The sequence below is a fragment of the Glutamicibacter sp. genome, from assembly GCF_035257265.1.
GTDB lineage: Bacteria > Actinomycetota > Actinomycetes > Actinomycetales > Micrococcaceae > Glutamicibacter.
This window is the reverse complement of record NZ_DATEXC010000031.1, coordinates 16067-28058: the sequence shown is the minus strand read 5'-3', so window position 1 is coordinate 28058 and position 11992 is coordinate 16067. Positions and strand designations below refer to the sequence as shown.

Annotated in this window: 12 protein-coding genes; 3 read left to right on the top strand and 9 right to left on the bottom strand. The window is 56.4% G+C overall.

Annotation, left to right across the window (positions count from 1 at the left end):
• Position 1: 1 nt before the first annotated feature.
• Positions 2-1201 (bottom strand): ParA family protein, encoded by a 1200-nt coding sequence (locus VJ369_RS07470; protein ID WP_324091460.1) that lies wholly within the window; start codon positions 1199-1201, stop codon positions 2-4.
• Between the two features lie 89 nt (positions 1202-1290).
• Here VJ369_RS07470 and VJ369_RS07465 point away from each other — a divergent pair, with 89 nt between their 5' ends.
• From VJ369_RS07465 to VJ369_RS07455, 3 genes are read left to right on the top strand one after another with little or no spacing between them, the layout of a single operon-like run.
• Positions 1291-1761: a hypothetical protein gene (locus VJ369_RS07465; RefSeq protein WP_324091459.1), complete on the top strand. Its 471-nt coding sequence runs from the start codon at positions 1291-1293 to the stop codon at positions 1759-1761.
• Positions 1761-2981 carry a M23 family metallopeptidase gene (locus VJ369_RS07460; protein ID WP_324091458.1) on the top strand — a complete coding sequence of 407 codons (1221 nt, stop codon included), beginning with the start codon at positions 1761-1763 and terminating at the stop codon, positions 2979-2981. Before VJ369_RS07465 ends, VJ369_RS07460 begins: the two co-directional genes overlap by 1 nt.
• Positions 2982-3014: 33 nt before the next feature.
• Positions 3015-3578, top strand: a complete 564-nt coding sequence (locus VJ369_RS07455) for a hypothetical protein (protein WP_324091457.1) — start codon at positions 3015-3017, stop codon at positions 3576-3578.
• On the opposite strand, the gene VJ369_RS07450 is transcribed toward VJ369_RS07455, so the two are convergent.
• The 8 genes from VJ369_RS07450 to VJ369_RS07415 form a co-directional block, all read right to left on the bottom strand.
• Positions 3555-4307, bottom strand: a complete 753-nt coding sequence (locus VJ369_RS07450) for a hypothetical protein (protein WP_324091456.1) — start codon at positions 4305-4307, stop codon at positions 3555-3557. The genes VJ369_RS07455 and VJ369_RS07450 overlap by 24 nt on opposite strands.
• A gap of 6 nt (positions 4308-4313) precedes the next feature.
• Positions 4314-4946: a hypothetical protein gene (locus tag VJ369_RS07445; protein ID WP_324091455.1), complete on the bottom strand. Its 633-nt coding sequence runs from the start codon at positions 4944-4946 to the stop codon at positions 4314-4316.
• A 271-nt stretch (positions 4947-5217) separates the two neighbouring features.
• The gene (locus VJ369_RS07440; RefSeq protein WP_324091454.1) at positions 5218-5526 is read right to left on the bottom strand and encodes a DUF4193 family protein; all 309 of its coding nucleotides are present in this window, start codon (positions 5524-5526) and stop codon (positions 5218-5220) included.
• 670 nt (positions 5527-6196) lie between these two features.
• Complete coding sequence (locus VJ369_RS07435; protein ID WP_324091453.1) at positions 6197-7384, bottom strand: acetyl-CoA acetyltransferase; 1188 nt, start codon at positions 7382-7384, stop codon at positions 6197-6199.
• Positions 7381-8061: a 3-oxoacid CoA-transferase subunit B gene (locus tag VJ369_RS07430; RefSeq protein WP_324091452.1), complete on the bottom strand. Its 681-nt coding sequence runs from the start codon at positions 8059-8061 to the stop codon at positions 7381-7383. Before VJ369_RS07430 ends, VJ369_RS07435 begins: the two co-directional genes overlap by 4 nt.
• Positions 8062-8085: 24 nt before the next feature.
• On the bottom strand, positions 8086-8787 hold the full coding sequence (locus VJ369_RS07425) for a CoA transferase subunit A (RefSeq protein WP_324091451.1): 702 nt from the start codon (positions 8785-8787) through the stop codon (positions 8086-8088).
• A 45-nt stretch (positions 8788-8832) separates the two neighbouring features.
• The gene (locus VJ369_RS07420) at positions 8833-10197 is read right to left on the bottom strand and encodes an MFS transporter (protein WP_324091450.1); all 1365 of its coding nucleotides are present in this window, start codon (positions 10195-10197) and stop codon (positions 8833-8835) included.
• A gap of 78 nt (positions 10198-10275) precedes the next feature.
• Positions 10276-11925: an FAD-dependent monooxygenase gene (locus VJ369_RS07415; protein WP_324091449.1), complete on the bottom strand. Its 1650-nt coding sequence runs from the start codon at positions 11923-11925 to the stop codon at positions 10276-10278.
• Positions 11926-11992 lie beyond the last annotated feature (67 nt).

Below are 11992 nucleotides of genomic sequence, written 5' to 3'. Positions count from 1 at the left end.
GTTAGTTCTCTTTCGTGGTTCGTTGGGTGGATTCTGCTCGCACTGCTGCCTGGTGCATACCTTCGCTGACTGCGGCAGCAACTTTTTCAAAGGCCCTGAGCGACTCATCTGTGGCCAGTTGCCAATCGATCAGCCCGTTGGTGTCCAGGGCGGGTTCGTAAGGGATGCTGAGGAATGTGGCTTGCTCGCCGAGGGCCTGCTCAAGCATGGTGCGTAGTTCTTTGCGCCGTTCCGGTGCGACTGAGCGGCGATGTGAACCAGGAGAAATGACGACGACCGCATGACGACACAACGCTGCGTAATGGTTGTTACCCGATAGCTGGGACATGGCTTGGAGCTGTTCGATGGTGCGAAGCACTGAGACGACGGACTTGTCGTTCATTTCTACGGGGAAGACCAGTTGGTCGGTTCTTTCAATGCCGGCCAGCCAGTTCTCAGCGCGCGTGTTGTTACCGGTGTCCAGAACGATGACGTTCCAGAACCGCTGGACCACTTCGAGTAGTTCGTTGAAAGTGTCGCGGGTGAGCATCTGCATTCGGTCCGGATCTTCATCTGAGGCGAGGACCGCGAACCGGTTATCGCCTTGAGGGCGGGTGAAGTATTGGACGTCGCCGCTGCGGGTGCGTTCATTTTTCAGCTCTTCGAGTGCATCGAGCAGGTCGATGATGGTCAGGTTTGAGCCGTTGGAGCGGGTGCGGACCCCGAGGGTGCCCATGGTTTCGTTGTTGTCCATCGCTAAGACCACATGATCAGCGGTATTGCCGATGGTGGAAGCCAGAGCGACTGTGATCGACGTTTTGCCCGATCCGCCTCCAGGTTGAGCGATGGTGACGGTGACAGGGCGTGGGTACACGCGGCGGATCGACGCTAAGGTTGCACGCCGGGCGAGTTCTTGTGGTCCTGGTTTGGGTGAAATGAGTCCGCCCGTCCATGCCCGGACTGTGCGCTGCCATCCTTCTTCGGCCGGCAACGGGGTTTCTAGTGCGTCCGATCCGGTAATCGCGCTACTGAGCGTTCCAGTAACTAGCGGGGTTCCGGCAGTCAGCGGTTTGGTGCGCGTCGGCTCTGGTGGCGTGGTCTGTGTTTCTTCTGTCGTATGGGGTATCTGTAACGAAGCTTCGTGTTTGTCGGAAGCGCTCGGTACGGTCAATAGATCGGTTTTTGCTTTTTTGCGTTCGTCGCCTGGCCACTCGGTGCCCATCGAGGTCCCCTTTCTTGGATATACTCACGGTATCAAATAGTCTTGATATAGTCATTTTCATTCTAAAAAAAGACTTTAAGGGGTTTTTGATGAACCGCCGAATTATCCTGGCCACGGCCATGCTCGCAGTGATCGGCTTGAGTGGGTGCACGTCGTTAGAGCACGAGACCACGGAAACTGACGCTGATCACGGTATCCAGCACGAAATCCATGCGTCCCCAGAGCAAGTGGAAATCACCGAGTGGAACTCGAAGATCGCCGCAGAAGCCAAGAAGATCGCAACTGATGCTGCCGCAGCCTATGCACGCCCGGATCTGACCGAAACCGCATGGTTCAAAGCCCTGGCACCTTTCCTGTCTCAGAATGCCCGGGACACCTTCCAGCAAACCTCAAACCTGAACATCGCTTCCACCAAGGTCGTCAAGGTCCACGAACCAGTCCAAGGGGTGTCGCCGGCGATTGCTACGGTGAGTGTGCAGACCAACGCCACCACCCTCAAGTTCTTGCTTAGTCGAGCTGACGGGCAATGGGTGGTCGAGAAAATCACGAGTAATAGCTAATGAAGCGCACCAAACGCCGCGGAATCTTCGCCGTGCTAGGCCTGATCATCGTGTTGCTCTTCGGGATGGTTTTTGGCGGAATCCTGCTCCTAGGGGATAGCCCAAGTAAAGCCACGGAAACAGAAACTGACTGCTCACCTGACAGTACGGTGCCGAAGGAAATCAACGTCAAAAACCTTCCCACCACCAAAGTGGGCTCATATAACAAGCAGCAACTGACCAATGCAGCAATCATCATCAACGAAGCGAAAAAGGCCGAGGTCAAGCAACAGGGCGCGATCATTGGCCTGATGACGGCAATTCAAGAAAGCTCGTTGAGAGTGCTAGCCAACGACGGGACCTGGAAATACCCCGAAGGTACCAATGTCATGACTGAAGCTCAATGGGCGAAAGCACGCAAAGTCGTCCTCACCTCCTTGGATCTTCCCCACCAGGGAGTCGGGCACGCCTGGGATGCGATCAGTCTCATGCAGCAACGCCCCAGTGCCGGCTGGGGCACCGTCGAACAAATCATGGACCCCTCCTACGCCGCCAGCACCTTCTTTAGCCGGCTGAAAAAAGTTCCCGACTGGCAATCCCTGCCTTACGAAGTGACGGCCGAAAAAGTCCAAGTCTCAGGACTTCCCGATAACTACGCCGACCAGCGCCCCGACGCCGAACTTCTCTATGCCGCGCTGCAGGGTGCCACCGTCGAGGTCAGCGACGACGAGGAAGCCTACGCGCAATGCAAAGACGAAGGCGACACCAGAAACCCAGATTCGGGCGACCCCTACGAAGGACCGAAGAGCAATTCCGGGTGGGTGTTCCCCGTGGAGAACATCTCAAAAATCCAGTACAACTATGGTGAAAACCGCGGTCTTTGGCCACATGCTGGAGAGGATTTCAGCTCACCGAAAGACACCCCGATTTATGCTGCGGCAGATGGCCAAGTCATCCGAGCCAGCTGCTCAGACCTCGTTGTGGGCCGTTCTCCCTGCCAAGTTCAGGTGGATCACGGAACCATCGATGGCCAGCGAGTTAGCACGCTCTATGTGCACATGTATGAAGACGGGGTACTCGCGCAGGTCGGGGACGAAGTCAAAGCGGGGGAGCAGATCGCCAAAGTCGGGACCAACGGTAACTCCACCGGCTACCACCTGCACTTCGAAGTCTGGCTGGGCAAAGCAGATACCAACCCGGTGACATTCCTTAAAGAACAAGGCGTGAGCATCCCAGGCTGAACAATCCACCGCTCATGTTGCTAGGCTCGAACGGTGGAAAAATACGCCAAGTTCATCAGCCATATCGCCTCACCCCCAGCCATCGTCACCCTGGTCCTGCTCAGCACGCCCCTGCGATACCCGCACGTCACGTGGCCACCCACCGTGCTGGCCACGTTCTTCATAGGACTGATTCCTTGGGCGGCTTTGATCTGGATGCGACTGCGCGGACGGGTCACCGACGTGCATGTGACCCAGCGTCATCAGCGTTGGCCGATCCTGCTCGTCACGCTGATTTCAATCCTTGGCGGCATCGGCGTGCTGCTGGCTATCGCAGCACCAACTCAGATGATTGTGGAAGTACTATTCATGCTTGCCGGGCTGCTGATCGTCGGCCTGGTGAACCTGGTCTGGAAGCTCTCCATCCACGCAGCCTTGACCGCCTTCGCAGCCTCGCATTGCCTGCTGGGACTGCCGGCAGGAGCACAGCTCGCGGTAGTAGTCATCGCACTGGTTGGGTGGGCGCGAATCCGCAGCGGACACCACACGCCCACCCAAGTTCTGGCAGGAACACTCACCGGTGCTTTGGTGAGTCTAGGAGACCTTCTGGTGATCTAGGCGTGGGGATGGCTGGAGTTTATGGCGATGCGTCAGCAAAGCAGAGATCCACGCCAGAACAAGGCCTGCGAGAACACACAGCATTGCCGGGTAAACAAGCACGTCAGTGAGCCAGTCCAGTCGCCGGTTTGTCAGCTCCACCAGATGACCCATGGGGGCGATCATGCCGAAAGCAAAGCCGATCGCCATCAGCTTCTTCGAATAAAACGGCACCCGATACCTCGAACCCGCGTTAGCTTTCACCAAAGGTTTCACCAGCAGCGCGGACACCACCGCGGGATAGATGTAGAGGGACAGCTTGTAAAGCACGACCGCAGTATCGGTATCCCTGAAGTCATCTAAACCCATGCTGGAATACGACAGGTCTGTTGCGAAGAAGAGTGCCGTCATTAGCGCAACACACAACGGCAGCCCGATAATCGAGAACCGGCGAATTCTGGCTGCCACATCACATCGGCCGATACTGTGGGCGATTTGCACCCCGGCGGCGAGGAATACGAAATTGAGGCAAAAATGCGAAACGAGGTTCGCTACATTGATGGAGCCGAGCAGGCGATCAATGAAGAGATAGATGGGCTCCACTGCAAGCCAGAGGCCAATACTCATGCCTAGATGGGTGAGCCACAACCAGAGGTTTCCAGTGCCTTGAATCAGGCGGGGAAGCCTCAAACCAAGCACTATCGTGAATGTGCTTGCCAAAGTTACTGCTGCCCAACTAGTAAAACCCATAGGTTTTTATCCTAGATGGTTTTCAAACATCTCCAAGTTGCGTTCCTGTTTTCCCACCTCGTGGAGGCGTTTCTCCGCAACAGCTAAAAGCTGCCCGAGAGGAACATTATTGACCCAGCGCGAGCGACAATCAGCGTCCCAACCTGCCTCTTTACCGGTCAGAACACCCGAAACCACCAGAGCTGAAACCAAGGGGAAATTCGCGTATCTGGCAATTTCCAAAGAAACATCCTCACGAAGCCTGCTTCGAAGCATCTTCCACAAGGTCGGCTGCGCAATCCCCAACTCTTGCTGGATATGCGCGCGAAGATTTCCCTCATCGGCGAGAGCAAACCAATTCAATGCCAACTGATCATACGTTTCCTCGCCAAGCTCAGCCTCATCAGTGATCACTGATTTCAGCCGATGAACTGTGGCCTGCAGAAGGCCAGGAGTGGCGATGAATGAAGGTAACTCGTCTGCAGCGGGTGAGGCAGGAACAAGACCTGAAAATTGATGGAACTTGGAAAGTTCTGTCAAAGGATCAAGGTCAAGGCCACGAGCGATAGCGGTAACCGTTGCGGGGGCCACACTGCCGCGGCTGACCTGTTGCGTGACGCGTAAACGTGGAAGCCCGGATAATTGGGCAAGGCGCACCAAACCAGTGCCTGGCGCTACCGCATCCAGCCACGATTGAACTTCAGACCGTCCGAGTTTCACGCGTCGCTCATCCGAACCGCCACACGAGATAAGCACGCCAGGTACAAGTAAACGTTCCCCATTCGCTTAACTTATCGCGTTCTCACAGGACAACTGTTCAAATTCAACAGGGGACAAGACACAATTCGGATACAAAATTCGTTCCGGTTTCGAAGATAGGCCCACGGCTGGGAGCGTCTTCCGAACTACGTCGGACAGTTACAACGAATATCTAGGCGTATTCCAGTACGCAATCGCGACAGATAACGCCCGCCGTGGCTTGTTCCTCGGCCTGACTGCGATGCCGGATGGTGAAGCATTCCACGCAGACAAATTCGTCCTCAGCTTGCGGGATCACGTCAACGGCGAGCTCCTCGTCAACAATCGCGCCAGGAAGTTCCAACCCCTCGGAAACATCTGCCTCGTCGAGTTCAGAGTGGACGCTCTTTGCACTGGGTGCATCGAGTTTTCGAACGTCTTTGAGCGTTTTCTCTGAAGCTTCGGCTACATCGGGACGTACTTCATCGTAATCAGCGGCCATAACCCTTTTCCTACTTGTCTCAGATAATTAACGGAAACCATATCGTAGTAATTGGGTCACCGAGGGTCAAATGGAAACGGTGGATTGGCTGATGGATGGGAGTTCTCGCAGCTACTTCTACTCCCGTGAGTTTTGAGCCGATAATTCTGATTATGTCAAGTAGTAAAAAGACTATTCGCATATTCTGCGAATAGTCCTCCCCGCACATCGTGAGGTTTCGGGTAACGATCCACATTTTGTCCTGACAGCTATCTGACTTGAGTGTTCTCTGCGCTGAAGTACGACAGCCAAACCATTTGAACTGGCTTGGTAGTTGGCGAATATTCAAAGATAACCATGTTGTGACGTGCCATTTCGAGATAAGCTATTGCGATTTTTGCAAATAATTTGCAAAAATCGCAATCCAGTTTCGAGCCCTGGGGACGGTCGATGGGCAACAACGAAGATGTGCTGTACGTCCTGTTCGGTGGGAAGGATCCCGACCCGGACCCGACGGACCGTGTCTAGCGGGCTCACATAAAGATCTTCTGCGAGTATGCCTGCGACCCGCAGTAGGACTGGTGTGAGCAGAGCGCGAAGCTATTTGGGAAATTCTTCGCCTAGGAATTCACAGCAACAGAATCTCTCTGCTGGATGGAACGCGAGAGTTCAGACTGCTTGACGCGAATCGCTAGGTTGCTTCGAGCACCGAGACGTAGTTGGCGACTGCCAAACCACCCATGTTGTGTATTGCGGCGCGACGTGCGTGGGGCAGTTGCATAGCGCCGGCCGTTCCGGACAGTTGCATCGCGGAGATTACGTGTTGTGAGACGCCTGTCGCCCCGACAGGATGCCCCTTAGATTTAAGGCCACCAGATACATTGACCGGCAGTCTGCCGTTCTTTTGCACCCAGCCTTCCTCGATCGCTCGCCGGCCCTGACCCTTGGGCGTGAGACCCATAACTTCATACATGATGAGCTCGGCGATGGTGAAGCAGTCGTGGACTTCGACGAAATCAAGGTCCTCGAGTGTCGTTCCAGCCATGCCCAGCGCGAGGTTCCAGGCCCGTATGCTTCCGGCAAATTCAGTCGCATCGCGCTTCGGTGCTGGCAGGAAGTCGTTTGCCTGGCCGAACCCCGTCATGCGCACCGGAGACGTCGATGCCGCGCCGGAAGGCGAGGAGCTCAAGACGATTGCTGCGGCGCCGTCGGAAATCGGCGAGCAGTCCGTACGTCGCAGGCCGCCGGCCACGATCGGATTCTTATCGGAGACGGTGCGGCAGAAATCTTCGCCCAGATCCTTGCGGAGCTGGGCATAGGGGTTTGAAACCCCGTTGCTATGGTTCTTTGCCGCAATCGATCCAAGGGCATCTCCTATGGATCCATAACGCTGTTCATATTCTCTGGCAGTCTTGGCGAACAATCCTGCGAATCCTGTATTTGATTGTTTTCCTGCCGTTTCGTACGCCGCACCCAGCAAGGCTGCTCCTACGATTTCGGGCGTTGCGTGGGTCATCTTCTCCGCTCCGATCACCAGCACGTTTTTCCCGGTGCCGGCCAAGAGGGATTTCACCCCCTGCTGTAGCGCCGCGGAACCAGAGGCGCAGGCGTTTTCCACCCGGGTCGAGGGCACGTGGGCAAGATCAGGTGAAATTTCCAGGGCCAGCGACGAGGCAAACCCCAGTGAATACATTCCGGAGTTGAAATGACCGATGTAGATTTCGTCAATGTCTTCGGCATGAAATCCCGCATTGTGTATTGCTTCGGTCCCGGTCTGGACGATCAGAGATTCCAGCGAGTCGTCGCCGAGTTTTCCGAACTGGGAATGGGACCAGCCGGTTAGCAGTACGTCGGTTCCAAATTTTTCCTTCAAACTCATGCTTTCATCTCCATGTCCCGTGTAGCAATATTCTTCGAAACCCTGAACGTGGCCCCGGTGGTGCTGTGGATCTCTGCCAAGCTAGTTTCGGGGGCGAGGGCAGTGAGCACCAATCCCCTCGCATCTGTCGGACCTTCGAAATCAAAGACGGCGAGGTTGGTGATGATGCGGTCCACAATGCCCAACCCGGTCAGAGGCAACGTGCATTCCTCTACGATCTTTGGGGACCCGTCCTTGGCAACGTGTTCGGTGAGCACGATGACTCGTGGGGTTCCAGCGACAAGATCCATGGCTCCACCCATCCCCTTGACCATTTTCCCGGGAATGCTCCAGTTCGCCAGATCGCCTACACCGGATACCTGCATGGCGCCGAGGATGGCGACCTTGATATGGCCACCGCGAATCATGCCGAATGACATTACTGAATCGAAAATGCTGCCGCCCGGAAGAATCGTGACGGTCTGCTTTCCTGCGTTGATGAGGTCGGCGTCTTCCTCGCCCTCATAGGGAAATGGTCCCATGCCCAGCAGGCCGTTTTCGCTTTGCAGGTTCACCCGGATGCCGGAGGGCAAGTTGTTGGCTACCAGGGTGGGTATGCCGATACCCAGGTTGACGTAGTCGCCATCCTCAAGTTCTGCCGCCGCGATGGCCGCCATTTCGTCTCGAGTCCAAGACATGTGATCTTCTCCTTCATAAAGTTTCTAGACCAGGGCCGGGCGGGGCCGGACCATCAATTGTTCGATGTCCTTGATTCGTTCGCGCGCCTGCACGATGTGTTGGACGTAGACCGCCGGGGTGACGACATGGTCCGGATGGATCTCTCCCGCTTGGACAATCTGCTCAACTTCCGCCACTGTCACCCTGCCCGCAGTGGCAACGACCGGATTGAAATTGCGCGCCGTATACCGGTACGTGAGGTTTCCTTCGGTGTCGGCGATATGGGCACGAACCAAGGCAATGTCCGCCACGATTCCCCGCTCCTGCACATATGTTTCGCCGTTGAATTCAGCGTGTGGCTTTCCCTCGGCGATCATAGTGCCTACCCCGGTCTTGGTGTAGAAGGCCGGGATGCCGGCTCCCCCCGCACGAAGCCGTTCGGCCAGGGTGCCTTGGGGGGTGAACTCGACTTGTAGGTTGCCTGCCAGATATTGCTCGGCAAACAGCCTGTTCTCCCCGACGTATGACGCGATCACGCGACCGACTTGGCCTGATTCAATGAGAACCCCGAGCCCCTTGCCATCAACTCCCATGTTGTTCGAAACAATGGTGAGGTTCTTGATACCGGTTTCCCGGACTGCTTCGATTAGGCCTGTGGGAATCCCCGACAGCCCGAAGCCGCCAACGGCAATTGTGGCGCCGTCCGTGAGGAGACGGCCTAGCAACTGGGCGGAGTCTGTGTGCATGTGTAACACGTTCTACTTCTTTCTGGCGTGGTGAGACGTGATTGCTCAGTGTGATGATGTCTGGCCGGGGTTATGCGTGCGATGGGCTAGCTCCCGGAGCTCGTTTTCTATTGAAGAAGGTTCGAGTGGTTCCCTGCTGCGTTCCTTGAGTCTGGAGACGGCAATGATCGAGACGATCGATACCGCAATGAGGTATACGGAGATCAATGTCGTGGTACCGGTTAGGCTCTGGAGCAGAGTTGCGATCGTGGGTGAGAATGCGCCACCAATTAATGCGCCCAACCCGTAGGCGATCGACGCACCCGCGTATCTGACGTGGGCGGGGAACATTTCGCAAAAGAGCGCAGACTGCGGGCCATACGTCATTCCCTGTCCTAGGGACAGCAGGATCACGGCGACGATCAGCAGTGGGATCGAACCAGTGTTGATCAGCGCGAATAAGGGGAACGCCACGATAATCTGGGCGGTAAATCCGAGGTAATAGGTCTTCTTGCGGCCGATCCGGTCCGACAACGGACCTGAAATCCAGGTGAAGATCAACCAGGTGACCGATGCTATAACAACGGCTGCCAGCACCAGGTTGCGGTTCATTCCGACAGCACTCGTGGCGTAGGAAGTGATGTATCCGCCGACTAGCAGGTAACCGCCAACGCCGTTTCCCATGAAGATCAAAGCACCGAGCAGCACCGCGCGACGATGGGACTTGAAAAGGACGCGAAGCGGCGTGGCATTCTGCTGCTTCTTTTGCTTGAGTTCCTCGAACACCGGGCTTTCCTCGACGCCGCGCCGTATGAGGATGCCGATGATGATCAACAGAACGCTGAAGAGGAAGGGAAGACGCCAGCCCCAGGACATAAACGCTTCCTGAGACATATTGGCGGACAACAGCGCGATCGTTCCGATGGCCAGCACCATTCCGGCCGGTGCACCGAGCTGCGGGTAGACACCGAAGCGTCCACGTTTGCCCAAGGGTGCGTGTTCCACCGCAAGCAGGGCGGCTCCACCCCATTCCCCACCTGCAGAGAGACCTTGCAGGATGCGCAGGAAAACCAGAAGGATGGGCGCTGCGATCCCGATGGTTGCGTACGTGGGTAGCAGTCCGATGGCGAAGGTGGCTGCGCCCATGAGAGAGAGCGTGAGAACCAAGACGGCACGACGCCCGAAGCGATCGCCCAGATATCCTCCCCAAATGGCTCCGAGCGGTCGGAACACGAAGCTGACGCCTGCACTTGCAAATGCTACAAGCGTTGCTACAGTACCGCTGAGTGGCGAGAAGTAGAGGTGCGCGAATACGAGCGCTGCCGAGTTTGCATAGATGAAGAAGTCGTACCATTCAATGGTTGTGCCCACTGCGGTAGCCAACGCAACACGGCGTTCTTCGTTACGCCGCTTGGGCTTTATGTCCGTCATGAGTTCTCCTGATTTCATAGTCCTGCGTTAAGTTGCTCGAGTGCTTGAGAAATTTGGGTGTGATGAAGCGAACCGGTTCTAGCGGACAGCGGTCTGCATATTGTGTGAAAGAGGTGAATTTGGAACGGCTGGCTGAGCACCTTTGCCGCTATGTGAGCGCTGGACTGCGACATTGAGCCCGGCCAGATTGTCAGCGCTGCAGATCGCCGAAATGTACGCATCGGGGCGAACCACCCAGATCTCCCGAGGAAGGACTTTGAGTCGAGATTGCAGAACTTGCGACGGATCTATTTTGGCCAATTCGAGCACACTGACAGGTGAGCTCTGGTTCGAAGCCATCGATTGCCGGACTTCTTCCGCGTTAACACCGGATCCAAGGAGCAGAACCGTTCCCGAGCGCAACAACCTGCGGAGCTGGTACTCGCTTCCGTCGACCGTGACAACCGCGTCGGGGGTGATGACGCCCGGCCCGGGTTCGGGTATCTGTCCCTTGAGTGGACGCCCCTGAAATTGGCGTGCCGAATCCGGCGTAGTCAATGTCGAATCTACGTACCAGAAGGGTTCGAAGAGGCGCCCCGAGTTGATGTTCTTGCATTCGTCCGGGTTGCGCAGCGCCCGTTCAAGAAGGTCTATGCGATGAGCCCGCTGGGATTCCGTGTGGGGAATCAAGAAATCCATGGTCTCGGTGGTCACCGCGATATTTTCAACCGCAGCGGCTCGACGTTCGCTGTGATAGGTCTCCAGGATCTCCTCCCCCGCCCAACCTCGCAGCAGGTAGGCAAGTTTCCAAGCCGCATTCTCCGCGTCACCGATGCCAGAGTTGAGTCCACGCCCGCCGAACGGCGAAACCAGATGCGCCATGTCTCCAGCGATCAGCACCTTGCCGACCCGCATCCGGTCAAGTACTCGAGAGTGAAAACGGTAAACGGACTTCCACACGATTTCGTAGGGCGCATCACCGACAATTTGCCGGATCCGTCGATCGAGACCGCCGTCGGCATCGTCCTTTTCCAAATCGTATCCCGAGGGGACCTGCCAATCGATCCTGAATTGGGACCCTGGACAGGGGTGAATCAGTACCTGACGACCGGGATTCCATTCCGGATCAAAGTAGAACCGGCGTTCCCCGGCCCACCCCTCCATATCCACCTTGATGTCGCAAATGAGGAAGCGGTCATCAAAAGTCGAGCCCTCGAGCGTCACTCCCAGGGCTTTTCGCAGGCCATCCGACCGGGCACCACAGGCAGCGACTACGTAGTCGGCGGAGAATTCCCGCAACTTACCGTCGACGCTGGATGAGGTCACCCGGACCCCACTGTCATCTTGCTGCAAGCCCCAAACTTTCTGGTCCCACATCACATTAATGAACGGATTGCCCTTGACCTGGAGGTCGAGCAATTCTTCGGTCCGCGTCTGGGAGAGGTTCACGAACGCGGGGTAGGGAGAGTCGGCGCGCTCAAAATATGAGTCGCAGAAGATCTCGGTGTCACCATAATAGGTACGGGAACGGCTCCACGTCAGCCCCTCCCGGGCGATGGCATTTCCGGCACCCACGTGTTCCCAGACATCAAGTACGTCGCGGTGCTGGGCGATGGCCTTGGATCCCACTGCGTCACGTTGTTTCCGCTCATCCAGAATAGTGACGTTGATACCCCACTTGGCGAGAAGCAGTGCCGTCGTCTGGCCCACAGGGCCATTGCCCAGCACCAGTACTTGTGTGTTTATCATGAGAGTCTTTCTGTTGCCAATGGGGTGCTAGGGCACCCACTTATTGAGTCAGGTCAAGAGAGGGGAA